Here is a 24201-nt window from a genome sequence, read left to right as displayed (position 1 = left end):
TCCGCCAACACCCCCTTCTAAAGGCGCGAAAGTTTTTATCAAATGTTCAGATTTTCAGGATGATACGTCCATAATCAATCATAATAGTTAATGCCCGATGTAGCAACTATAGCATGGACAATGGTAGCAATTGACATCGAAACAGAAGAGGGGCAAAAAGAAGCGTTACGTCGGATGCTGACGATTCGGGCGTTCGACACGAAAGCGGGGGAGTTGTTCGGCGACGGAGAACTCCCCGGGTTCGTACACCTCTACATCGGCGAAGAAGCGGTCGGCGTCGGCGCGTGTTCGGCATTAGAGGAGAAAGACTACATCACGAGCACCCACCGGGGCCACGGCCACTGCATCTCGAAGGGACTCGGATTGGAGGGGATGATGTCCGAGTTGTACGGCAAGGCGGACGGCTACTGCAACGGCAAAGGTGGCTCGATGCACATCGCGGACGTGGACGCGGGCATGTTGGGCGCGAACGGCATCGTCGGTGCTGGACCGCCGCTCGCCACCGGTGCCGCCCTCACGTCGCAGGTCAAAGGGGAGGACACCGTCGCGCTGGCGTTCTTCGGCGACGGTGCCGTCGCTCAAGGACAGATTCACGAGGCCATCAACCTCGCCGCGACGTGGGACCTCCCGGCGATATTCCTGGTCGAGAACAACCAGTTCGGCGAGGGGACGCCGGTCGAAAAACAGCACAACCTCCAGAACCTGAGCGAGACGGCGGAGGCGTACAACATCCCCGGCTTCACGGTGGACGGAATGGACGTCACGGCCGTCTACGAAGCGGTGAAAGAGGCCCGGAAGCGTGCGCTCGCGCGCGATGGGCCGACGTTCATCGAGGCAGACACCTACCGCTATCGCGGTCACTTCGAGGGCGACCAACAGCCGTACCGAACCGACGAGGACATCGCGATTTGGAAGGAAAACGACGCGATAGAGCAGTTCAGAGAACGGCTCATCGACGCCGGAACCATCACCGAATCGGAGTTCGAGGAGATGGAATCCGAAATCAGCGAGCAGGTAGAGGAAGCGGCGGAGAAAGCCAAGGAAGCGGATTACCCCGAACCGAGCGAGGCATACGACGACATGTTCAACGCAAACGTACCCGAGATAAACGATTTCGCACGACAGATGCGGACCGACGGAGGTGAGGACCGATGAGTACCGAAAGCATGCCTTCCTCGGGACCGTCTGACACCGAGGAGATGACGGTCCGCGAGGCGATTCGCCTCGCGATGCGGGAGGAACTGAACCGCGACGACGACGTCTTCGTCATCGGGGAGGACGTCGGCGAGTTCGGCGGCGTCTTCGAAGTGACGAACGGTCTCGTGGACGACTTCGGCGAGGACCGCATTCGGGACACGCCGATAAGCGAAGCCGGATTCATGGGCGCGGCGGTCGGTGCCGCGGCGACGGGAACGCGGCCCGTCGTCGAAATCATGTTCGCGGACTTCCTCGGCGTCTGCTCGGAGCAGATAATCAACCAGATGGCGAAGAACCGCTACATGTTCGGCGGCAAGACCGAGATGCCCGTCACCGTGCGAACCACGGAGGGCGGCGGAATGGGTGCCGCGAGTCAGCACTCGGGCACGCTGCACACGTGGTTCGCACACTTCCCGGGCATCATCGCCGTCGCTCCCGGAACGCCGCGGGCCGCGAAGGGCCTGTTGAAGTCGGCCATCCGTTCGGACGACCCGGTGTTCGTCTTCGAGAACAAGGCGATGTACGAACAGACGGGCGACGTTCCGCTCGACGAGGATTTCACCATCCCGCTCGGGACGGCGAGCGTCGAACGCGAAGGCGATGACGTGACCGTCGTCGCGACGCAGCGGTTGGTCGGGGAGTCGCTCGAACTCGCCGACGAACTCGCGGGCGAAACGAGTGTCGAGGTCATCGACCTCAGGTCGCTCTACCCGCTCGACACCGAGACGCTCGCCGAGAGCGTGGACAAGACGGGCCGTCTCGTCATCGCCGACGAAAGCCCGCTCTCGTACGGAACCCACGCGGAAATCGCGACGCGCGTCATGGAGAACGCGTTCTTCAGCCTCGACGCGCCGATTCAGCGCGTCGGCGTCGCGGACGTACACATCCCGTTCAGTCCGACGTTGGAGGAGGAAGTCCTGCCGGACGCGGACGACGTGAAAGCGGCCATCGACCGCGTCGTATAAGTGTCCCCGACAGTCGGACTCATCGTCAACCCGGTCGCCGGTCGGGACATCCGGCGACTGACGGGCGGCGCGAGCGTCAGTAGCAACTACGCGAAACGGCGGACGGCGACCTGCGTCCTCGAAGGACTGACGATGGCGGAGGACACCGGAGTCCTCGTCATGCCGGACAACGCCGGCCTCGCCGACAGAATCGTCAACGGCGCTCCGGAGGACCTCACGGTAGACCTGTTGGACGTGACGGTCACGGCGTCCGGCGAAGACGCACGAAACGCCGCGGAACGGTTCTCGGAGGAGGCGGATGCCGTGGTCGTTCTCGGCGGCGACGGCACCAATCGCGACGTCGCCCACGGAATCGGGGACGTTCCCGTCGTGAGCATCTCTACCGGAACGAACAACGTGATTCCCACGGCGGTCGACGGAACCGTCGCCGGTATCGCCACGGGACTCATCGCGAGCGGTGCGGTGCCCGCCGACGAGACGACGATTCGGCACGGAACCGTCGAAGCAGTCGTGGACGACGGGAGCGAAGAGCGCCGCATCCGAGGGCTCGCAACGCTCGGGGTTATGGACCAGCAGTTCGTCGGAACCCGAGCCATTCTCGACCCGGAGGACGTCGTCGGCGGCGTCGTCTCGCGGGCGTCGCCGAGCGAAATCGGCCTTTCCGGCATCGCCGGTGGACTCGCGGTCCGCCGTCCCGACGACCCCGGCGGCATCGGATTCCGGTTGGGGACGACGAGCGAACCGCAACGGGAGGTACACGCGGTCACGGTTCCGGGCGTTCTCTCGCGTATTCCCGTCGAGGAGTACCGCACGCTCGATGACGGCGAAGCGTTCGAATTCGACGTCGCCACCGGCGTCATCAGTGCGGACGGCGAACGCGAACTCGAAGTGCGCGATGCGTCCGTCCGATTGCGCCCCGTCGCCGACGGACCGCGACTCGTCGACATCGACGCGGTGATAGAACGGGGCGCGAAGGAAGGACTCTTCCGCGCGTAGTAATGCGATTCCCGGAAGAGAATCCGTCTTCCGCGTTATTTTTCGCCCGCCGCGATCACGAGCGGCCATGGGTTCTCGACGCGTTCGACGAGCGTCCCGAGGAACCGTGCGGCGTCCGCGCCGTCCACGATACGATGGTCGAACGAGAGCGAGAAGGAGATGCGCTTGCGGACGGCGACATCGTCGTCTTCGGTCGGGACCACCTCGCGTTTGATGGTGTTGACGCCGAGGATGGCGATTTGGGGCGGGTTGATGACCGGGTCGAAGCGCTCCACGCCGAGGACGCCGAGGTTCGAGACGGTTATCGTCCCGCCCGTGAGGTCGTCCATCGTGTACTCGCCCGAGAGCGCCCGGTTGGTCACCTCCCTGCGTTTCGCCGCGAGGTCCGAGAGCGAGAGCGCGTCCACGTCCGAAATCACTGGCGCGATGAGTCCGGCGTCGATATCGACGGCAACGCAGATGTTGTGCGCCTCGTGCAATCGGTGAACGTCGTCCTCGAAGGTGGCGTTGAACTCGGGATGGGCGTCGAGCGTCGCCGACAGCGCGGTCAACAGGACGTCCGTCACGGACACGTCGGGGGAAAGCGCCTCGTCCGCGGCGGACGCCGCGGCGAGGAGTTCCTCCGCATCGGCCGACCGATGTTCGGTGACGTGGACCGCTTCGCGGTCGCTCCGTCCCAGACGCTCCGCGATGGTGCTGCGCATCCCCGTCAGCGGCCGTTCCTCTTCCCGCGTTCCGGGCACCGTCTCGGCCTCGTCGCTCGTCGTCCCCTCGGCCGCCATCCGGACGTCGCTTTCCGTGAGACGGCCGTCGATTTCCGCGCCGACGGTTTCGACGTCGACGCCCAACTCGCGTGCGAGTCGGCGGGCGCTCGGCGTGGCGAACACCCGTTCCGTGGGGACGTCGGTGGCCGCAGCAGCGGTCGATTCTCCGCCCGTCGGCTCGGTCGAAGTCGCCTCGGCTTCGGCCGCCTCTCCTTCCATCGACTCCGCCGCGGCCTCCACGTCGCCCTCGGTCACGGCCCCTTGTGGCCCGGTCCCCTCGGCGGTGTGGAGCGGGACATCCAACTCCTCCGCCCGCCGTTTCGCTCGCGGTGTCGCTTTCACATCGTCGGTCGGTTCGGACGAGTCGTCCTCGGCCGCCGCCTCGACGTCGCTTTCTGCGATGGCACCCTGCGGCCCGGTGCCGTCGATGGCCGTGAGGTCCACGTCCAGTTCCTCGGCCCGTCGCTTCGCTCGCGGCGTCGCCTTGACTTCGCTCACCGGTGCGGTCGAACCGTCGGTGGTGACCCGTGCGTCGTCCTCCTGTGCGGGACTCGAATCCGCGTCTTCGGCGGACGCCTCGGATGGGGTTTCCGCGGATTCACCCTCGACTTCCGCGACCAAGTCGTCGATATCCGCATCCGGCGCGGCGACGATGCCGAGCGGTGCTCCCGGGTCGGTCACGTCGCCCTCCTCGACGAAGACCCGTCGAAGGACGCCGTCCTCGCGGGCGTCGATTTCGGCCGTCGTCTTCTCCGATTCGATTTCGGCGACGACGGCTCCTTCCTCCACCGTATCGCCTTCGGAAACGGTCCAAACGTTGAGCGTCCCGGAGTCCATTTCCAGTCCCAACTTGGGCATCTTGACAATGTATCCCATGGCATAGAAAGACAGTCTCGGTTGTATTAAATCTCCACCGCCGGTTTCGAAACCGATTTTCGACCGACTGTATCGGTGGTCGGTGTCGTTCGAACGGTGGTGAAAGGGGTGGGCATAGGGTGAGGTTGCATGTGCCAGTACAACCCTTTCGGTTCTCGCGTGAGAAGCCGAAGATATGGCAACCGAATCCAACGAAGAGGCGTATTCGTGCGACCACTGCGACGAGGAGTTCGAGCGAGAGGACGAACTTTACGAACACGTGGAGGACGCACACGGAATCACTCCGGAGGAAGAACGGAGTGAGGAGTCGGCGGCGGCATCCTCGGACGCGAGCGCGTCAACCGGTTCGATTACTACAGAGACCAACGAGTCCCCGTCGGCGGCCGAACCGTCGGAGGCGGCGGGTCCCACGGATAACGACGACGATATCGAACCGAATTCGGACGACGACGATAGTAATTAGTTCCTCCTTTGGAACACCAGTTGACGACATCAACCCCACAGAAGTAGGTCTGTGGCGTCTTTTCCGCTCTGAAAGGAGAGGGTTCTCACACCGATAGACACTGGTTCGTTGAGAGTTTGAGATACTTACCTCGACGAAATGATGACCATTTAGCATGGCCGTTATTTCGATCTCGTCCGGAAGCAAAGAGGATTCAGAAGTGAGAAGGTGCTTCCGAATTTTGGGGGGGGGAGCAGATAGAAACAGATTAATTTTCAGAATCAGAGCAGAGAGTTTCCATTACGGAAACGAACTGCTGAACACGTGCTATGAGTGCATTTATATCTTGATCAAGTGTTCCATAGCCGTAATCAGCCTGTCGTCGCAGTTCGGAGAGTCGATTTGAGAATCTTCCATCCTTTCGATCCGCATCGCCGGCAACGACGACCTCGGAGCCAAAGAGTGACAAAACGCCACCATGTGAATCAGGGTTGAATCCACGGTCATAGAGCACAGCCTGCGCTGCGTGAAAGCATGCATAGTAGATCCGATTGATGACCACTGCATCTGAAAGATCAGCGTCGCGAGCGCCAGTTGCATCCGAAAGTGCTTGGTGTGCTTGCTGCAGTTGGTCATTGATCGCTGCTTGGTCCGGCTGGTTGTCGTCAGGATCAGGCATACATTTGCCCCTCTGTGAAAACGTTTTGGACGAATGGGTTACCCTCGGCTCGCAACCGGTCAAATTCGGATTGAGAGACGATATGGAGCTCAACAACGGGACCATACTCAAGCATTACGTCGTAGGCGATATCGCGGAGGTCGTCAGCAATCGTACCTTGGTCAGAGGTGTCCGAAAGAACAACAAAGATGTCGACATCACTCGCCAGACCATGTGTGTCGCCACGTGCCGTGGAGCCGAAGACGACGAGCTCAACGATTGTATCGAGATGGTACGATCGCGCTCGAGATACGAACGCATCCGCGGCTGCGACATGGCCATTGTCCGAATCTTTCGCGAAATCTCGAGAGACCATATTGATATCATAGGACCGGAGGAACTAATGTAGTTTCCTCTGATTGGCATCAGTCGCCGCCGACGGACGATTGATCCTCCGGAGTCGTCGCAAACAGGTCCGTCTCGAAGTAGGCCAGTTCGACGACGATGGAGACGATGGCGAGCGCCACGACCGTGTAGAAGACGCCGCGCTGGGCCGAGAAGAGATGCCAGAGCATCATTGGGAGGAAGAGAACTGTCCCGAACAGGCCGATTGCTGGCGGGACGGCCGAGACGGACTCGTGATCGCGCTGTGTCAACGCGAGGTAGCTCATGCCGCCGAAGACGACGATGAAGGTCAGCGACGCGAACGACGTGATCCCCTCCAAACTGCCGACGACGGTGAACGCCGCGGTCAGCACGCCGAGAATCACGATGATGCGCTTGGGCAGGTCCTCGCCCACGTGGAACTCGTCCAGCGAGCTGGCGTCGAGTTTCTTCGGCAGGAGACCGTTCTCGATGAGGCGATCGGAGAACTGCGCGCTCGTGAACAGGGTCGCGTTGATGGCGCTCGCGGTCGAGAACAGCGCCGAGAGCGAGATGACGAGTTCGCCCTATTGATTTCGACGACGGAAGATTAGCGGGAATTACGGCGCGTATCCCCACCCTGAAGGGCGAGGCTTTGCGCCTGTTTCACGTAATCAGCAGTCACGGCGATCACGATCGCCCCGTCGATACACCGGAAAGCGACATAACTCCAGAAGTCGGGTCGTCGGTGCGTTTCGGAATCGATTTCGACGAGTCGTACGATACCGCGAGAAAAAGTGTGAACGATTCGGTCGGCGATTCCGGTCAGTTCACTTCGTTGTGCATCGCGTCGATGACTTCTTCGAGGTCGGGCGTGCCGCCGCCCGGTTGACGGCCGTAGGAGAATTCTTCCTTGCCGTCTGCCGACTCGCCCTGCGTCCAGCGCTGGTCGGGGTTCGGCCGCTCCTCCTTCGACGTGGACATGAACTCGTAGTTGTACTCCTGGTTTTCCTTCTCCTGCGGGAAGCTGTTCGGGACCGGAACGTGGTCCTCCATCGTTTCGAGGGCCGCGTGCCACTGATTCTGGTGCATCGTGTCACGGGCGATGAGGTACGACAGCATGTCCTTCATGCCGGGGTCGTCGGTCATCTCCCAGAGCCGCACGGCGAGGGTTCGTCCCGTGGATTCGGCCATGACGTTCGCGTACATGTCCGCCGCGAGGTTGCCGCTGGCGACGACGTACCCGCCGCTGAACGGAACGCCGTTGGAGTCGACGGGCATCGCGTGCAGTCCCGCCGAGAGCGCCTGTCGCGGCTGGCCGCTGTCCATCATCTCGGCGATGACCGCGTCCTCGCGCGCCGCTTCGCGCTGTTCCTCGGACGCCCCTTCCAAGTTCTTGGCGACCGCGGTCGAGAGCATCTCGATGTGTCCGAGTTCCTCGGTCGCGGTCTCCATCAGCAGTTGTCGGTACTCGCTCTTGTCGGCGGGCACCGCGAACGCCTGAAACATGTACTGGAGCGCGACTCGCATTTCTCCCTCCGCACCGCCGATGGCCTGTTGAAGCATCTTGGCGAATTGGGGGTCCGGTTCCTCGACCGTCACTTCGTACTGGAGTTCATCGTCGTGGTAGAACATCGTTTTTTCTCCCTCGAAAGGGACACGGGGGAAATCAGTAATCGCGGGGGCTGCAAATGCACGTTGGTTATATATCCCCCCGCAGAATCGCCCGTATCGCTCGAATTCGACCCTCCTATACGGTCTGTCGTGTCTCGCGCAGAACCGCGGCCACAACTGTTTGCAGGGAGGAGAGATTTAGACGAGACAATGGTAGACGTTCGTCTCGACACGCTTCCGCCCCGGGGTCGTCTCGGATGGTGGATTTTCGTCCTCCTGCTCGCGCTCGTCGCCGGATTCGTCGCCTACTCGTTCGTGGGGATGGTGGTTCTCGGGGTCTTCGGTTACTACGCGACCCGCCCCATCTATCGACGGGTGAACGTCATATTCGATTCCGACGGGTTGGTGGCCGGATTGACCCTCCTCGTGGTGTTCCTTCCCATCTTCCTCCTCATACTCTACGCCGGGTTTCACCTGTTTCAGCAGGCACAGCAAGCGTTCGGTGGAGCCACGGATACGGCGCTCGTCACGAACTATCTCGGGGCGCTTCCGCAAGAACAACAACAACAGGTGCTCACCGCCATGCAGCATCCACAGCAGTTCGTCTCGAACCCGCAAAAGACGGTTCAGACGGTGCTTCAGTCGGGAGTACAGGTCACATCGGGCGTCATCGGCGCGCTGATGCTCATCGCGCTCTCGGTGACGCTTTCGTACTTCTTCCTGAAAAACGACGACCAACTCTCCTCGGGGCTCACCCAGCTGTTCGGGGGGAGGGACACGACGGCGTACGCCTACGCCGTCGCCGTGGACGAGGACCTCGAATCCGTCTTCTTCGGCAACCTGCTCTTCGTCGTCGGGATGACCGTCATCGCGGCCATCGCCTACTGGGGAACGAACCTCGTCGCACCCGCGGGACTTCACATCCCCATGGTGTTTGCACTGGCGTTTCTCACCGGCATCGCCAGTCTGATTCCCATCGTCGTCGGGAAAATCGTCTACCTGCCGGTCGTCGGTTACCTCGGAATACAGGCGATGAACGCCGGCGGGAATCACTTCGTGTTCGTCGGCGGCGTACTCGTCGCTTACTTCCTCCTCCTCGACACGCTTCCACAGACGTTCCTCCAACCGTACATCACCGGCCGGCAACTCGACATGGTGATGATGATGTTCGCGTACCTCCTCGGCCCCATCCTCTTCGGTTGGTACGGCTTCTTCCTGCTGCCGATACTGTTCATCATGATGTTGGAGACGGTTCGCATCGCCCTTCCAGAACTCCTCAACGGGAAGCCGCTCACGCCGACCGTCTCGATGGGCGAATCCGTCGGGACGAACCCCGCTTCGGCGCGAGACCTACCCCATGGAGCGAGTACGAACGAGGGAGGAACGAACGCGGAGGCCGACACCGAGTAGGACTCCGAACCTCGCAGACCCTACATCCGTCGCTCCATCGGCCGGAAGATACAGCAAACCCAAGCCAGTCTACTACACAATGCGAGAGCTCCACGTCCATGTTTCGGAGGACGAACGAGAAACCGTCGCGTCAATTCTCGACGAGTACGATGTCGACTATACGGTCGTGAGCGGTGACGAGGAGAACAGCATTCTGTTTTTCTTTCCCCTACCGACCGCGATGGTTGGGCCGATTCTCGACGAGTTGCGGGCGTCGGAAATAGACGCGGACACCAGTACCGTCTCGACGAAGGCGGAACTGGTCGAGACACCAAACTTCACCGAACTCCGGCAACGGTACAGCGCGTCCGTACAGAAGCTCTCGAAATCCGAACTCCACGCGAAAATCCGGGGAATGCAGTGGCCGTATCAACTCTACTATCTCGGGACGTTCCTCTCCGTTATCGCGGCCGCCGCCGGGTTGCTGTTGGACCAACCGGCGCTCATCATCGGGTCGATGATCATCGCGCCGCAGGTGAGTTCGGCCCTCGCGGCACCGACCGGCGTCATGCTGGGGGACTGGGACTTGTTCACCGACGCCGTCAAAGAACAGGGACTCGGTCTCGGAAGCGCGATACTCGTCGCCGCGGCGTTCGGATGGAGTATCCGTCAAGTGGGGTTCGTACCGCCCGGCGTGTCCATCACGAACATCGAACTCATCGGCGTTCGTCTCGCACCCACCGCGCTCTCGACCATCGGTGCCCTCATCGCCGGGGTCGTGGGAGCGTTCGGGTACACGACCGAACAGTCCACAACCATCATCGGCGTCATGATAGCGGCGGCGATAATTCCGGCGGCGGCGGCGACCGGACTCGCCATCGCGTGGGTCGTCCCGCTGTTGATCATCGGCGCGTTCCTGTTGCTGCTGGTCAACATCCTCGCCATCAACGTCGGCGCGTTGGTCACGCTCCTCGCGATGGGATACCGGCCGAGGTGGGCGGGTTCGGACGGCTCGCTTCGGGAGTCGGTTCCCGCCGGAAAGCGAGTCGTGGTCTACGCGATGTTGCTCGTCCTCTTGGTCGCGACGGTCGGCACCGGCGTTCTGACCGCGACGAACGTCGCATTCAGTAGTTCCACGAATCGGGAGGTGGCGGCGACGCTCGACCGACCCGCGTACTCCGACCTCACGCTGTCCGGCGTCCGAGCGACGTACGGTGGGATTGGCTTGCAGTCGACCCCGGCGAACGTCACGGTGAGCGTCAGTCGGAGTTCCAATAAAGCGTATAGCGACCTTCCCACCCGGTTGGAGCGGCGAATCGAGCGGAGGACGAACCGGAACGTCTACGTCACCGTCGAGTTCACCGAGTCGGGGACGGCCAACGAGCGGAACTCCTCGAACGCGTACCGGTCACTCTCGAATCCGGGGGTTTGAGACCTCACGGCGTGCGGGAGAGAAGGATTTTGCCACACACGGACTTTCATCAGCAAGCATAGCGAAGGAGTGACCCGTCGTGGAAAACGAACCCAACGATGCCACCCCAAGACCGCGGTGAAATCGACCCGTCGGACCGCCAGCGTTCGTCGCTGGACGAACGGTATCCGGGATTGGACGTCCTCACTGATGACCCGGAAAACGCACAGACGGCGTCGCGGGAACACCTCGAATCCTACCTGACGCCGCGCGAGGAACACTACATTCGGACCCACCACCGCACGCCGGACATCGACGCCGAGGAGTGGTCGGTTTCGCTGACCGGAATGGTCGGCGAGGAGGCCGAACTCTCGGTGGAAGAGATACGACACGACTACCAGACGGACTCGGTCGTGCACATGATGGAGTGTTCGGGGAACGGACGGGGCTACTTCGACCCCGACGCGGAGGGCGACCAGTGGACGGTCGGCGCGGTCGGAAGCGCGGTCTGGACCGGGACGCCGGTTCGAGCCATCCTCGACGACTACGACGCCGCCACCGACGAGGGACTGTGGCTGTCCGTGATGGGCGGGGAAGCCAAGGAGGGCGAGGACGTGTTCTGCCGGTCGATTCCCATGGAGAAGGTGCTGGACGACTGCTTGTTGGCCTACGAGATGAACGGCGAACCGATGACGCCCGAACACGGGTATCCGCTCCGACTCCTCGTCCCCGGATGGTTCGGGAACAACAGCGTCAAATGGGTGGACCGGATGCACGTCATGGAGACCATGGTGTCCGGCGACGAGTGGGAATCGAGGGACGGCCGCGATTATACCGAGTATCAGCAGTCCTCGTACCGCATCGTCCCGGCGCAGGACGACGAACCGGAGCGCTACGAATCGGTCGATACGTTCAGCACGGACGACCAACTGCGGAATCCCGACGGGATTCGAAACGCCTACTGCTTCGACCAACTGGTCAAATCGCTCATCACGTCGCCGACGCGGGAGGCCGCATCGTCCGACGAGCGAGTGGAAATCACGGGCGTCGCGTGGTCAGGTGACGACGCCGTCGAGCGAGTCGAGGTGTCGGTCGACGGCGGCGAAACGTGGAACGACGCCGAGTTCGTCGGCCCCGATCTCGGCCGCCACGCCGTCCGAAAGTTCCGGTACGTGTGGGACGCAACGGCGGGCGAGCATACGCTCCTCTCGCGGGCGACCGACGAGGAAGGACGCACGCAACCGGCGATCGTTTCGGACCCGGAAGAAGGGCTTCGCGGGATTGCGGACGGGAAGTATCCGTGGAACGAGAAGGGGTACGGGAACAACGCCTACCGGCCGCTCCGTGTCTCCGTTACGGTCGAGGAGTGAAGACGGCGTACGTCACGAAAGCGCTCGTCTTCTCACTCCGTCCACGACTTCACTTCACCCACGACAGTCGATCGAACAGGCCGTCGATTGCCATTACTCCGCCAGCGATGACGACCCAGAGGCCGAGAACCGCGACTATCAACACGACCCAGTGCGGGACCGGCGTCTGCGAGGAAACCGCGTGAAGCGGGATCGGACGTATCGCTATCGGGAGTTCCGAAACGCCGATTTCCACGGGAATTTGAGACGTCATCGTCCCGATTCAGACGTTTTCGGACGGCGTTTCCCGTCCCTCGCTCGACCCGGTTCGGTAGACGTAGATTCCGGCCCCGATGATGAGGAGGCTGACGACGATCCAGTGTGGGTTGTAACGACCACCTCGTGAAAGCGGCTGGTGGAGTCCCAACAGGATGTGGTCGACGAGCGCGTCGTAGAGGTCGAACACGCCGAGTCCGATGACGGCGGACCCGGCGACGGGACGAACGGGCAACGGACTCGCCGCACGCCGTTCCGCCCGCCAGAGCAAGCCCGCGCCGATGCCCATGATGACGAGCATGGCGATGGAAAACAGACCGTCGGCGAGGATGTTCGTTCGAAGCCCGTCCATCGTGGTCTGCGGGTAAAGTCCGGAGACGAGGTGGTGCCACTGTAACACGAAGTGAAGCACCAGCACGTCTATCAGGCCGCTGAACCCGAACCCGAAGATTCCCGCGGCGAGGAGCGCTCGGCGTGTCGCTCCATTGTAAGCATCCAAGTCGTTACTCATGCTGTTCCGAAGGACAGGGCCGACGATATTAGACGACGGGGCTCAATTCGCAGGTCGTTTAAAACCGAGGCGGATCGAGCCGACGGTCATCGCTCCTCGACCCGAACATCGGTGACGTCCCCGAGCACCGCCCAGCCGTCCTGGTCTGGAGCGTAGCGTCGTGCGCGCGGCGTCGTCCAGTCGTCGTTCTCCCGGTCGGCACGAACGTCGTGTCGGATGCGCGAGTCCTCGTCGCCCTCGATTTCGACGCGCAGTCGCTCCTCCGGGTCGTAGTCGATGATGGTCGCTTCCCCGTCGATAGTCGAGCCGTCATCGACCGTTATTCGGACTCGTTCCCCCAATACCAACCCTCCCAGCGTTTCGACGAGCGTCATTATTGGACTCCTCCGAAGTGCGTCAACGTAACCGGTCGGATGCGTTTCGTAGAGTGGTTCAACACCGATAAAAACGAAGAGGGGTGGCGGAGTTAGTCGGCTGACGCCTGCTGGTCGAACTGCTCGCCGGCCTGCGAGAGTTCGTCGAGGGCCGACTGCTCCTCCCGGAGCGTCTCCGCCAGCATGTCCGACGCCTCGTCGTAGCCGAGTTTCCCGGCCAGCGACGTGACGTTACCGTACGCGGCGATTTCGTAGTGTTCGGTCTTCTGTCCGGCGGCGATGTTGTAGCGGTCGAGCACCTCGCCGTCGTTCTCCGAGGCGAACTCCTCGTGCTCCTCGATGAGCGCGTCCAGCACGCGGTCGTCTCGCTCCTGCGGTTGTTCGTCGATCTGCTCGAACACCTCTTCGAGACGCTCGACGTGTTCCTGCGTCTCCTCGCGATGCTCGGAGAACGCGTTTTTCGCGCTCTCGTCGTCCGTCTGTTCGGCGAGCGTCTCCAGCGCGTCGACGAGTTGCTGTTCGTCGTAATACAGTTCTTGAAGTCCCTCTACGAGCAGCTTTTGTGTATCATCTGAAGTCATTGTTATCTCAGGCTAGGTTTTGCCGACCAACTACAATGAGGAGCAAGGCTTCATTCTCAGGGCGTGTGAACTACCCCGCCCTACGCGCTTCGCGCGTTGCGGACGGGGCTTCCTGTTTCGATGACGCGCTTTGCAGGAACGACAGCAGTTCCCGTAGGGAGCGCGGTCTCCACAGGCGTTGATTCGGAGCATCCCGCTCCTATATCCGCTTTCTTCAACCCTCGAGCGAGGATGTTATACGCCGCGTTCCAATCCCTATCCGCCGTGAATCCACACGACGGACACGAATGCTCACGGACCCACAACGGCTTGTCGGACGACACACCGCACGCCGCACACTCTTTGGTCGTCCCTTGCGGGTTTACCGGAATGTAATGCGTTCCTTCGCGTTCACACTTGTATTCGAGCAGCCGGAGAAAAGTGCCCCACGCGGCGGCTGCTCGGTTGCGTGAATTCGAATCGAACTGCATCATTCCGGCGACATTCAAGTCTTCAACAGCAACGAGGTCGTACTCCCGAGCGTAGTAGTTCGAGAGTTTGTGGAGGAAGTCGCGGCGCTTCCGCCGGAGGTCGGCGTGACATTCCGCAACTCGTCGCCGTTGCTTCCCGTAGTTGTTTGACCCATGTTCCTTCCGCGAGAGCTTTCGTTGCTCGCGTTCCAACCGCTCGCGTTCGTCCGAGAGATCAAGCGATTCGACAGCAGTTCCATCGGTATCGTGAGCGTACTTGAGAATCCCAACGTCGATACCAACAACCTTCTCCGGAGTCTCGGGTTTCTCGGGTGGTTCGCGGTCTACTTCGGCACCGAACGTGGCGAACCATTCACCCGTCGGCTCTTTCTTGAGCGTAACCTGCTTGAGTTTTACATCGTCGGGAATTGCGCGGTGGAGCCGAATCGGTATGTCCGCAAGCTTCGAGAGTGACAGGACAGTCTGACCGCCCTTCTTGTCGAGCTTGAAGCCAGACTGACTGTAGGTGAAACTGCGAAACTCCCGTGGTGATTTCCACTTGAGGTGACCGACGCCGTAGCCGTTCTCCTTGAGCTTAGAGAGGCTTTTGAGGTTGTCGAAAAGCCGCTCTACAATGATTTGGAGAGTCCGAGAGTACACATCGGATAGTCCGTCCCACCACTTCTTGAGGTCGGGGAGTTCTGATCGAAGCGAGGACATGGAGGGGAGCGTCCCGTGGTTCTCCCGGCACTCATCAAGTCGGTAGAGACAGTGGTTGTATAATTGCCTGCAAATATCGCGGTGGCGATCCAACTCTTCACGGTGAGCGTCGGACGGCTTGAGACGATATTTGTAGGCGTAGTACATGCTACTCGCGTTTCTCGATAAGTTCGTCGAGTTTCTCACGGAGAAACGACGAGAGGTTGAGGTGGTTTTCCTCTACCCACTTGGCTTGGTCGTCGCGGATGGTGAGGTTCTTCCGTCTCACTATATGCGTATTATGCTACTCTATGCGCATGACCTTTGTGGAACGTAGGCCTGTGGGCCTGCGATAGAACAGTGTGTACGAACAGATGATGACGGCATTGACGAGACGCTTCGCGTCTCGTTCGCACACCAGAAATCGAAGATTTATGGGGACGCCGTATCCCCTCTCTGCTCGCGCCATTCGGCGCTCCCTGAGGAAGGGGGCTTAGCGCCTACAATTCAGGTAAAATCGGGGCAAAGGAGCGGTCGAACGGTAATTGCGCTCTATTCGAAGCGTGCCATCGGCCATCAGCCGGTCGGTTTTCGGTGCTCGCCGCCGAACGGGTATCCATGCGTTCGACGTTCGAATCCGAGTTCGACGACGTGCTCGCGGCGGTTCCGGACGAACACTACGAACGGTCGCGCTTCGTCCCGTCGGTCGGTCCGTTCGACGCCGACGTGATGGTGGTCGGCGAGGCCCCGGGCGAACGGGAAGTCGAGGAGGAAGAACCGTTCGTCGGCAGCGCGGGCGGTCGGTTGGACAGCGCGCTGGATGCCATCGAGGTCGGGAGGGACGAGTTGTACATCACCAACCTCGTGAAGGTTCGACCGCCGGAGAACCGGAACCCACACCGGGACGAGATAGACGCGTGGTGGCCCGTCCTGCGGGAGGAAATCGAGCGGGTGAACCCGTCGGTCATCGTGCCGCTGGGGAGTTTTGCGACGCGCGAGATACTCGATACGGACGAGAACGTCTCGGACGTCCACGGGAAAACGTTCGGGATGGACGGCCGAGATGTCGTTCCGACGTACCACCCGGCGGCGACGTTTTACGACGAAAGCAAAAAAGGGGAACTCCAACGGGATTTGGAGGCGGCGTTCGAACGGACGTGATCGCGGCGAGGGTCAGTTAGCGCTCGTGTTTCCCTTCCTCGAACTCCTCGACGACCTTGTCACAGAACGCTGACAGGTCGTCGGGTTTGCGACTGGTGACGAGTCCCTCGTCCACGACGACTTCCTCGTCAACCCACTCCCCGCCCGCGTTGCGGATGTCGGTCTGCAGGCTGGGAAAGGAGGTCAGCGTCCGACCCTCGACGACGTCCGCCTCGACCAGCGTCCACGGGCCGTGGCAGATGACGCCGATTGGTTTGCCCGCGTCGAAGACGTCCCGGACGAACCCTACCGCGTCTTGGTCAGCGCGTAGGGTGTCCGCCCCTACGGTGCCGCCCGGAATTAACAGGGCGTCGTACTCGTCCGCGGACGCATCCGAGAACGTCCGTTCGACGTCGTAGGTGCCGCCTTCTTCGAGGTCGTGGTTGACCGTCTCGACCTCGCCGGTCTCTGCACCGACGACGTCGACGTTCGCGCCGGCGTCCTCGACGGCCTCCTTGGGTTCGGTGAATTCGACTTCTTCGGTACCTCGCGAGGCGATGAAAATCGCGACGTTCGTATCGGTGAGTGTGTCTGCCATCGTAATCCCCGTCGGCGATACCCCGCCGATTTCCCTAAAGCCAGTGGCAGAACACGGAGACACGTGAGAACGTGCCGAAGGGACGAGCAGAAGTACGTTCCCCGGTTCTGAACCACGAGAGAGGCGAGATGGACCCATCGTACCTCGCAACGCACCGATTCTCGTTGGAGGAGTCGCCGCGGGGATACGAGATGTTCAAACACGAGGAAGACGGGTGCGTTCGGGCGGTGTTCAGGCCGTAGTGAGTATGGGCCGCAGATGTGGCCCGGGAATCCGTGTTGGTTCAAGTGATCCCAAGTGGGAAAGGAGCGGGTACGGTTCTTCAAGCGGCTCATACTCTTGATGTTGGTTATGATACCCCGAACACGGGGCTCGAATGGGGTATCAACGGGGGTTGTGTACGCAGTGGTCACGACGTGATCGACTGACCATCGTCATCATCGCGGTAGCGACGGCGTTTCTCGTGGGGACGACGATACTGCTGGTCGCGGTAAACACGCAGACGTCGGCGATTTCCTCCGGATTCAACGACTCGATGACCGTCACGCACTACGACTCGCTCGACGGGGCGAACGCGGCGGCGGCGAACGGCGACATCGTACTTCCCACCGCCGCCGTCAGGCAGAACGGGGCGACTCGGTACGTCATCGGCGTTCCGAAGGGTGCCCCCAGGGTTCTCGAAGACATCTCCGTCGCGTGGCGGGAGGCGCGGTTCCCCCAACCACCCCCCGACGGAACGCTCGCCGGTCCGGTCGACGAGCGTACGCGCCAGCGGTTCGCGGGAACCGAACGAACGAAGACGGTAGCGGTTTCCCCGGCGTCGGCCGAGAAGTCCGTCTTCCCGCAATCGTGGTACGTCGGCGACCCCGCGACGGTTCGGTCGCTGGGGACGACCGGCGCGTACGTCGTCGATACGACGCCGAAGGGTGGCGGAAACGGCGTGCAAACCGCGGTTCGGGGCGTCGTCACGCCCGGCCTGTACAGCTACTTCATCGCGGGAATGGGAGACGTGGTGAACCTGTTGGGACTGGCAACCGTCGGCGGGGGCGTCCTCGTCCTCGTCGTCGTGTATAACGTCACCCGGATGAGCGTCCGCGACCGGTTGGACGCCATCAAGGTCATTCGCGCCACCGGCGGAACGCCGCGGAGTCTTCTGGCCCTCTTCGGCGCGCGTGCCGGACTGCTCACGGGCGTCGGCATCGCGCTCGGGTACGCGGTGGGCATCATTCTCACGAGGGCCGTCGTCAACGGCGCGGTCGCCGCCGGACTTCGAATCTCCCTGTCTCCCTCGGTCACACCGGCCGTCCTCCGGGTTCTCCTCCCCGGATTCGCCTGCCTGTTGTTCGCCGGCGTCGGCGCGGGCGTGCTGGCCGTTCGACCCGCGACGACCACGCCGCCGTCCCGCCTCGGGCGGTCGTACCGACGGAACGGAAAATCGACGGGGACGCGCCGGTCGACGGTTTCGGGAAGGATACCGTCGGTCGTGGAACCGACCGTCCTCCGCTGGCGAACCGTCGTTCCGGCGGCGACGATATTAACCATCTTCGTCCTCATCGTCCTGCTCGTCGGGTCGCTGGTCGGCGTCCTCGCCCCGCTGGCGACGACATCGGGCGGAACGATAACCGAACCCGGAGCGCCCTATCCCATGGCGAGCAGGGTCGACGCCGGATACGCCGACCTGCTCCGTCAGCAGGGCGTGAAAGCCAGCCCGGAAATCATCGCCGTCCAACTCCGGGACGGACAGCCGTACCTCGCCAGAGGGGCGAACTGGAGTTCGTTCGCCGCGGTGTCGGACGCGTCGCTCGTCCGTGGGCGAGCGCCGCGAAACAAGTACGAAGCCGTCATCGGCCGTGACCTCGCGCGGACGCTGAACGTCGGCGTCGGCGACAATCTCACGCTCGGCGGGGCCTCTTCGCCCGCGTTCACCCGCGTCACGATTTCCGGCGTGTACGCGGCCGAGGGAATCGGGGACGACCAACTGGTCGTTCCGCTCCCGACCGCACACGACCTCTCGACGAACCCCGGAACCGTCCACTTCATCCGAACGTCCGGGGGCGGAGCGCGCCTCTCGCAGTCGGAGTCGAACTCGCAGGACGTGGTCGTCAGCAGCGTTTCAGCACCGGACGCCGTCGTCAACGGAACGCGGATGACGGTACGGGTGTCGGTGCGAAACGTCCGTTCGTCGGAACGAAAGCGACAGTTGACGGCGAGCCTCGGGTCCGATTCGACATCGCGCACGGTCACGCTCTCGGGCGGCGAACGTCGAACGGTAACGATGAACGTGTCGGCGTCGTCGCTCGGAAACAAGACGCTTCGCGTCGAATCGTACACGCAATCGGTGGAGGTGTATCGCCACGCGCCGCTCGCCGTGCCGAAACTGCCCTCACAGGCACCGCCGGGCGCGACGATGGCGGTGCCCGTCCGCACGGAAGACGGAGCGAACGTCTCGGGAGCGACGGTGCGCGTGGGGAGCCGAACCGCTCGCACGAACGAGGATGGCGTCGCCGTCGTTCCCATGCCGGACGAGGAGGGTACCTACGACCTGACCGTCCGGAAGGGGAACCGGACGAACACTTCGACGGTACACGTGGCGTCGGGTGCGTCGCGAGCGCTCATCGGAAGCGTCCGCGTCTCGCCGGACAGCGTGAGTATCGGCTCCCGTCCGACCACGAAGCTCGTCGTGTTCAACCCGTGGCACGTCCCGATTACCCGAACCGTCTCGCTCGTCACGCCGACGGGGACGGTGGAGAAAACCGTCTCCCTCGGCCCGTACGAAACGGCCGTCACGACGACCGAAGTCGGCGGGGCGGAGGAGTCCGACTCCGGTAAATCGTCGGATCGGCTGGCGACGGGGACGTACTCCGTTCGGTTGGTGTCCGGCGGGCGAACGATCGCGACGGACTCGTTCACCGTCCACGGCGACGACCGGACGTTCTCCACGCTCGCCCAGAACACCGACTACGCCAGCGGAAGCGGACTCGGGCAAGCGATCCGCGGCGTGTTCGGCAACTTCAACCTCCTCCTGTTGGTGATGGTGGTTCTCGCCGGACTGACGGCGGTCGGCGGAACGACGGCGACGTTCGCCCAAGCGGTCCACGCGCGACGCCGCGCGGTCGGCGTGTATCGGGCCACCGGTGCGACGCGAGCGCAACTGGTTCGGCTGCTCCTCGCCGACGCCTGCCGACTCTCGATTCCGGCCATCGTCCTCGCGCTCGCCGCGGCGCTGGCGGCGATACGCCTTCTCGCCGTCACCGGGCTGTTCACCGTCTTCGGAATCCGGCTTTCGACGCGGCTTCCGCTCCCGATACTGCTCCTCGCGGTGGGGAGCGCGCTCGTCCTGATGGGTCTGAGCGTCCTCATCGCGGCGCTTCCGTACCTCGTCGCCGAACCGACGGCGGTCCAACGGGGCACGACGAACCGACCGAAACCACGCGAGGAACGCGACGGGCCGTATCCGGAACGACCGGCGGGACACGCTCCTCGTGGAACCGCAAAAGACTAGGCGAGGACGATTGTATGTGCGGGCGAGCATATGACCGAAACCGTACTGGAAGCGAACGCCGTCCGCGTCGTTCGAGGAGGCAACGAGGTAATCGAGGACGTGTCGCTCTCGATACCGACGGACGCACAACTCCTCGTGCAGGGGCCGAGCGGCGCGGGAAAGACGACGCTGTTCAACGTACTTGGACTGCTCGACACGCCGACGGACGGGACGGTCACGATTCGGGGGGAGGACACCGCCTCGCTCTCCGAGCGAAAGCGCGCCAAACTGCGCCGCGAGACGCTCGGCTTCATCTTTCAGGATTTTCAGCTCATCGGGGATTTGACCGCATGGGAGAACGCCGCGCTCCCGCAGGAACACACCGGTGAACGGGACGAGGAGTGGCTCGAAACCCTGTTCGAGCGGTTGGAGATAACCGACCGCGCGGACCAGTACCCGGCGACGCTTTCGGGCGGGGAGAAACAGCGGGTCGCCATCGCCCGCGCGCTGGCGAACCGCCCCGCGATCGTGCTGGCGGACGAACCGACCGGGCAACTCGACCCCGACACGACGGATCAAGTTCTCGACTTGCTGTTCAGACTCCAGGAGACGGCGAATACCGCGCTCGTCGTCATCAGCCACGACATGCAGTTGACGCCCCATTTCGACGACGTGGTTCGACTGGAGGACGGGACGATACGCGCCGAGACGGCGTAACGGTCGGGAACGCGTGGCCATCTCCCGCGGGTCCCGCTCGCGACGAGCGCCGTGACGCATGGCCACGAACAAACGGACGCGTTCAGTCGTCGTTCGACGGGTCGGGACGCCCGGCGTCGACGGAGTCGGGGTCGGTCGAATCGACGTTCGAGCGATCCGAATCGAAATCGGCGTCCGATTCGAAGTCGGCGTCCGAGTCATCGATATCCTCCTCGTTCGCTCCGTTCGGCGGCGTCACCGCATCCAAGAGGTCGTCCACGACTTCGACGGTCGAACGGTCGCTCAGCTCCGCTTCAGTACTCAACACGAGACGGTGACGCAGCACGGGCACCGTCAGCGCCTTCACGTCGTCGGGGATCACGTAGTCGCGCCCGTGGACTGCCGCCCGCGCTTTCGCGGTGTGGAGCAACGCGAGCGTCGCACGCGGCGATCCGCCGTGTGTGATGTCCGAGTGGTCACGGGAGGCACTCACGAGCGACTGGATGTAGGTCTTGACCGACTCGGCGACGTGAACGGTTCGTACCACCTCGCGTGCGTCGAGAATGTCGTCGAGGGTGACGACCTGCGAGAGGTCCTCGGGGGTGAGGTCGGGCATCTCGTTGAATCGGTCGATGAGTCGCAGTTCGTCCTCGTCCGACGGGAGTTCGACCACGAGTTTACACTGGAATCGGTCGCGTTGTGCCTCTGGAAGTTCGTACGTCCCGTCCATTTCGATGGGGTTCTGCGTGGCGATGACCATGAACGGGGACGGCAGCGGAAGGGTATCTCCCTCTATCGTCACCGTTCGTTCCTGCATCCCCTCCAGAAGGGCGCTCTGTGTCTTGGGCGTCGCGCGGTTGATCTCGTCGGCGACGAGCAGGTTCGTGAATATCGGGCCGCGTTGGAGTTGGAACTCCCCGGTTCCCTCCCGGTAGACGTGGGTTCCCGTAATATCGGCCGGGAGCAGGTCGGGGGTCATCTGGACGCGCGTGAAATCCAATCCCGTCGCGCGTGCGAAAGCGTTCGCGATCGTCGTCTTCGCCACTCCCGGGACGCCTTCGAGAAGGATATGTCCGCGAGTGAGCAGCGAGACGGTGATTCCCTCCACGACGTCGTCGTTGCCGATGAGGACATCGTTCATCTCTTCGGACAGGGCGGCATAGACAGCCTCGGGGTCCATGGTTGCCACGTCTATCATAGCAGGGAAGATAAATCAACGGGTTCGTTGAAGGGAATACATGTCGTCACTCGGAGCGTTCGTCGCGGTGGGCCGCGACGACGCGGCGGATGCGTTCTGACTCCCAGTCGGGATGCCGGTCGCGGACGTAGGCGACCATCGCCGCTTCGGACATCTCCGCGGGAATCGAGTCGGGGCGACTCGTCGTTCGGTCCTCCGAGCGGTCCGCCGGTTCGCCCGACGCATCGTCTCGCCAATCCCTCGTCCCACCAGCGAATCGGGACCGTACCGACGACAGGGGACGACGAACGGATTCGGGTTGCTGTCCCCAGATAAACACGAGCACGAGGCCACCACCGCCGACGAGGAGTTGCAACACCGAGGACTCCCGAAGCAGGAGCACCGCGAGCGCGAGCGGTGGGAGGCGCGACGTGTGCGAGTAATCGAGCAGGACGGTCCGGTTGTCGCCGATGACTGCACGGACGAACGCCTGATTACCCGGACGGTCGAGCATCGTGTTGATCATCGCGCTGGAGTCCCCGACGACGATTACCCGCCCGTCACCGAATCGTTCGACGGTAGCGACGGGTTTCGACGAAATCGACTCGCTCTTATCCAGCTTTTCGTTGCGGTTCGCGTCGAAATAGGCGAATCCGGACGTGCGGACGAGGACGGTCGCGTTGTTCGGGGTCACTGCCGTCCCGTGGTTGAGCGTAAGCGCCGACACGTTCGCCACGAGCGAGTGGTTCGAGACGTTTCCGGCCACGGGCAGGGCGGGCGAGCGAAAGTTTCGCCGGTCGTCGCGAATCGGGCGGCCGTCGAGTCGCGCGTCGGTCCCGAGCGCCGAGAGCAACCGGTTCGGTCCGGGGCCGTAATCGCCCGCGACGAGAAGCGTCCCGCCCCGCTGTACGAACCGACGGATGCGAGTCCGGTCGGTCTCCGAGTAATTCCCCTCCGGCGAGAGGACGAACGCCACGGTATCGTTGGGCGAGACGCGCGAGTACGCGGCGGTGTCGTGTCCGATTTCCGGGTCCGCACCGACTCCCGTCGCGACGTCGCGAAGCTTGCTCGTCCCGTCCCACGCACCGTTGTACGCGCCGAACGAAGCGCTCGACGTCGATGCGGCGACGAGAAGGAACAGTACGATGAAGACGGCGAGCGCGCCGAGAACGAGCGTCGGCGTCGGGTACTCCGTCGGTCGTTTCACGCTCAGAACACCCCCGCGGGAAGTATCGACAGGATTCTTCGAACGACGATGACACCGAAGACGACCAATCCGAGCGCGATGAGCCACCGCAGCCGTCGTCGCCATCGCGGCGTCACGTTGAACGGAGCGGTGAGTTCGACGATGACGAGGAGGCCGATGAGCGAGAGGACGAAGAACAGTTCGAGCGTGAGAAACCCGAGCGCCGCCAGTACGAGGAGGGAGGCGAGCATCCACGCGAGTTGTGCGTGGATGAATCGTTGACGACGTTGAGTCGACATCTACAATTAACCACAGGCACGGGACTTACCAAAGTATCGGTCCTCGGCATCCGGTTCGGGTTTCGGAGCCGAAATACCTACCATCGTGTTCGAGAAACGGATACGTATGTGGCCCTGGGGACACCTCGCTGTCGGCTACCTCTGTTATTCGCTGTGGTGTCGGTACGAAAAACGCCAGGCGTCGGCCCTCGGTGCCGTGGCCGTCGCGTTCGGCAGCCAATTTCCGGACCTGATCGACAAACCGCTCGCGTGGACGCTCGCCGTGCTCCCCACCGGGCGCTCGCTGACCCATTCGGCGATAACCGCGGGACTCCTCCTCACCCTCCTCTGGGTCGGTGCGCGGCGATACGACAGACGGCTTCCGTTGGGTGCGTTCGCCATCGGCTACCTGAGCCACCTCGCCATGGACTCGGTGAAGCCGCTTATGCAGGGGGAGTTCGGGGGGATGAGTTTCCTGCTGTGGCCCTTCACCCCATTACCGACCTACGACACGCAACCGGGCTTCCTCGCTCACTTCGCCAACTTCGACCCGACCCCGTTCGTCCTCCTCCAGTTCGCCCTCGCTGGAGTGGCGTTCCTCGCGTGGCTCGACGACGGCGCGCCGGGCTGGGACGAGGTTCGAAACCTATGGCCGACGAGGAATCAGGACCACGTCGGGGAACGGTAGTGATGGGAACGGATCGATTGCTGACGCTTTCAGCTCCCGTAGC

25 protein-coding genes are annotated in these 24201 nt (G+C 62.6%); 11 read left to right on the top strand and 14 right to left on the bottom strand.

The window, feature by feature from the left end:
- Positions 1 to 120 precede the first annotated feature (120 nt).
- Genes LJF34_RS17925 through LJF34_RS17915 form a run of 3 tightly spaced genes read left to right on the top strand, consistent with a single transcriptional unit; the run spans position 121 to position 3158 of the window.
- Positions 121 to 1155, top strand: a complete 1035-nt coding sequence (locus LJF34_RS17925; protein ID WP_231186672.1) for a thiamine pyrophosphate-dependent dehydrogenase E1 component subunit alpha — start codon at positions 121 to 123, stop codon at positions 1153 to 1155.
- The gene (locus tag LJF34_RS17920; RefSeq protein ID WP_231186671.1) at positions 1152 to 2162 is read left to right on the top strand and encodes an alpha-ketoacid dehydrogenase subunit beta; all 1011 of its coding nucleotides are present in this window, start codon (positions 1152 to 1154) and stop codon (positions 2160 to 2162) included. Before LJF34_RS17925 ends, LJF34_RS17920 begins: the two co-directional genes overlap by 4 nt.
- The gene (locus LJF34_RS17915; protein WP_231186670.1) at positions 2163 to 3158 is read left to right on the top strand and encodes an NAD(+)/NADH kinase; all 996 of its coding nucleotides are present in this window, start codon (positions 2163 to 2165) and stop codon (positions 3156 to 3158) included.
- 35 nt (positions 3159 to 3193) lie between these two features.
- Here the strand turns inward: LJF34_RS17915 and LJF34_RS17910 are convergent, their stop codons facing one another.
- Positions 3194 to 4798 (bottom strand): 2-oxo acid dehydrogenase subunit E2, encoded by a 1605-nt coding sequence (locus LJF34_RS17910; protein WP_231186669.1) that lies wholly within the window; start codon positions 4796 to 4798, stop codon positions 3194 to 3196.
- Between the two features lie 175 nt (positions 4799 to 4973).
- Between LJF34_RS17910 and LJF34_RS17905 the strand changes: the two genes are divergently transcribed.
- Positions 4974 to 5261, top strand: a complete 288-nt coding sequence (locus LJF34_RS17905; RefSeq protein ID WP_231186668.1) for a hypothetical protein — start codon at positions 4974 to 4976, stop codon at positions 5259 to 5261.
- A gap of 247 nt (positions 5262 to 5508) precedes the next feature.
- Here the strand turns inward: LJF34_RS17905 and LJF34_RS17900 are convergent, their stop codons facing one another.
- The 4 genes from LJF34_RS17900 to LJF34_RS17885 all read right to left on the bottom strand — a co-directional run bounded on the left by LJF34_RS17900 (position 5509) and on the right by LJF34_RS17885 (position 7896).
- Positions 5509 to 5919, bottom strand: coding sequence for a HEPN domain-containing protein (locus LJF34_RS17900; RefSeq protein ID WP_231186667.1), 411 nt, complete (start codon positions 5917 to 5919; stop codon positions 5509 to 5511).
- Positions 5912 to 6274 carry a nucleotidyltransferase domain-containing protein gene (locus tag LJF34_RS17895; protein ID WP_231186666.1) on the bottom strand — a complete coding sequence of 121 codons (363 nt, stop codon included), beginning with the start codon at positions 6272 to 6274 and terminating at the stop codon, positions 5912 to 5914. Before LJF34_RS17895 ends, LJF34_RS17900 begins: the two co-directional genes overlap by 8 nt.
- Before the next feature lie 49 nt (positions 6275 to 6323).
- The gene (locus tag LJF34_RS17890; RefSeq protein ID WP_231186665.1) at positions 6324 to 6698 is read right to left on the bottom strand and encodes a hypothetical protein; all 375 of its coding nucleotides are present in this window, start codon (positions 6696 to 6698) and stop codon (positions 6324 to 6326) included.
- Positions 6699 to 7086: 388 nt separating this feature from the next.
- Entirely contained in the window at positions 7087 to 7896 is an 810-nt protein-coding gene (locus tag LJF34_RS17885) for a manganese catalase family protein (RefSeq protein ID WP_231186664.1), read from the bottom strand.
- A 189-nt stretch (positions 7897 to 8085) separates the two neighbouring features.
- On the opposite strand from LJF34_RS17885, the gene LJF34_RS17880 reads away from it, so the two are divergent.
- From LJF34_RS17880 to LJF34_RS17870, 3 genes are all read left to right on the top strand, one after another.
- On the top strand, positions 8086 to 9285 hold the full coding sequence (locus tag LJF34_RS17880; RefSeq protein ID WP_231186663.1) for an AI-2E family transporter: 1200 nt from the start codon (positions 8086 to 8088) through the stop codon (positions 9283 to 9285).
- A gap of 79 nt (positions 9286 to 9364) precedes the next feature.
- Positions 9365 to 10696, top strand: coding sequence for a DUF389 domain-containing protein (locus tag LJF34_RS17875; RefSeq protein WP_231186662.1), 1332 nt, complete (start codon positions 9365 to 9367; stop codon positions 10694 to 10696).
- Positions 10697 to 10794: 98 nt separating this feature from the next.
- Positions 10795 to 12045, top strand: a complete 1251-nt coding sequence (locus LJF34_RS17870; RefSeq protein WP_231186661.1) for a sulfite oxidase — start codon at positions 10795 to 10797, stop codon at positions 12043 to 12045.
- 49 nt (positions 12046 to 12094) lie between these two features.
- Here LJF34_RS17870 and LJF34_RS17865 read toward each other — a convergent pair whose 3' ends face one another.
- The 5 genes from LJF34_RS17865 to LJF34_RS17845 form a co-directional block, all read right to left on the bottom strand.
- Positions 12095 to 12298, bottom strand: a complete 204-nt coding sequence (locus tag LJF34_RS17865) for a hypothetical protein (RefSeq protein WP_231186660.1) — start codon at positions 12296 to 12298, stop codon at positions 12095 to 12097.
- Positions 12299 to 12307: 9 nt separating this feature from the next.
- Positions 12308 to 12811 carry a DUF2243 domain-containing protein gene (locus tag LJF34_RS17860; protein WP_231186659.1) on the bottom strand — a complete coding sequence of 168 codons (504 nt, stop codon included), beginning with the start codon at positions 12809 to 12811 and terminating at the stop codon, positions 12308 to 12310.
- Between the two features lie 86 nt (positions 12812 to 12897).
- On the bottom strand, positions 12898 to 13185 hold the full coding sequence (locus LJF34_RS17855) for a hypothetical protein (RefSeq protein ID WP_231186658.1): 288 nt from the start codon (positions 13183 to 13185) through the stop codon (positions 12898 to 12900).
- 92 nt (positions 13186 to 13277) lie between these two features.
- Positions 13278 to 13766 carry a DUF892 family protein gene (locus tag LJF34_RS17850; RefSeq protein WP_231186657.1) on the bottom strand — a complete coding sequence of 163 codons (489 nt, stop codon included), beginning with the start codon at positions 13764 to 13766 and terminating at the stop codon, positions 13278 to 13280.
- 80 nt (positions 13767 to 13846) lie between these two features.
- Positions 13847 to 15082: a transposase gene (locus tag LJF34_RS17845; RefSeq protein ID WP_231186656.1), complete on the bottom strand. Its 1236-nt coding sequence runs from the start codon at positions 15080 to 15082 to the stop codon at positions 13847 to 13849.
- A gap of 450 nt (positions 15083 to 15532) precedes the next feature.
- On the opposite strand from LJF34_RS17845, the gene LJF34_RS17840 reads away from it, so the two are divergent.
- Positions 15533 to 16075, top strand: a complete 543-nt coding sequence (locus LJF34_RS17840) for a uracil-DNA glycosylase (protein WP_231186655.1) — start codon at positions 15533 to 15535, stop codon at positions 16073 to 16075.
- 16 nt (positions 16076 to 16091) lie between these two features.
- Here the strand turns inward: LJF34_RS17840 and LJF34_RS17835 are convergent, their stop codons facing one another.
- Complete coding sequence (locus tag LJF34_RS17835) at positions 16092 to 16652, bottom strand: type 1 glutamine amidotransferase domain-containing protein (protein ID WP_231186654.1); 561 nt, start codon at positions 16650 to 16652, stop codon at positions 16092 to 16094.
- A 376-nt stretch (positions 16653 to 17028) separates the two neighbouring features.
- On the opposite strand from LJF34_RS17835, the gene LJF34_RS17830 reads away from it, so the two are divergent.
- Entirely contained in the window at positions 17029 to 20154 is a 3126-nt protein-coding gene (locus LJF34_RS17830) for an ABC transporter permease (protein WP_231186653.1), read from the top strand.
- A 30-nt stretch (positions 20155 to 20184) separates the two neighbouring features.
- On the top strand, positions 20185 to 20850 hold the full coding sequence (locus LJF34_RS17825) for an ABC transporter ATP-binding protein (RefSeq protein ID WP_231186652.1): 666 nt from the start codon (positions 20185 to 20187) through the stop codon (positions 20848 to 20850).
- Positions 20851 to 20932: 82 nt separating this feature from the next.
- Here the strand turns inward: LJF34_RS17825 and LJF34_RS17820 are convergent, their stop codons facing one another.
- From LJF34_RS17820 to LJF34_RS17810, 3 genes are all read right to left on the bottom strand, one after another.
- Complete coding sequence (locus tag LJF34_RS17820; protein WP_231186651.1) at positions 20933 to 22009, bottom strand: MoxR family ATPase; 1077 nt, start codon at positions 22007 to 22009, stop codon at positions 20933 to 20935.
- 64 nt (positions 22010 to 22073) lie between these two features.
- Positions 22074 to 23213, bottom strand: coding sequence for a DUF4350 domain-containing protein (locus LJF34_RS17815; RefSeq protein WP_231186650.1), 1140 nt, complete (start codon positions 23211 to 23213; stop codon positions 22074 to 22076).
- Between the two features lie 2 nt (positions 23214 to 23215).
- Positions 23216 to 23491 carry a hypothetical protein gene (locus tag LJF34_RS17810; RefSeq protein WP_231186649.1) on the bottom strand — a complete coding sequence of 92 codons (276 nt, stop codon included), beginning with the start codon at positions 23489 to 23491 and terminating at the stop codon, positions 23216 to 23218.
- A gap of 106 nt (positions 23492 to 23597) precedes the next feature.
- Here LJF34_RS17810 and LJF34_RS17805 point away from each other — a divergent pair, with 106 nt between their 5' ends.
- On the top strand, positions 23598 to 24158 hold the full coding sequence (locus LJF34_RS17805) for a metal-dependent hydrolase (RefSeq protein WP_231186648.1): 561 nt from the start codon (positions 23598 to 23600) through the stop codon (positions 24156 to 24158).
- The last annotated feature ends 43 nt before the right edge of the window (positions 24159 to 24201 follow it).

Source organism: Haladaptatus sp. DYF46 (assembly GCF_021083305.1).
Taxonomy (GTDB): domain Archaea; phylum Halobacteriota; class Halobacteria; order Halobacteriales; family Haladaptataceae; genus Haladaptatus.
This window is presented reverse-complemented; position numbering and strand designations above follow the sequence as displayed.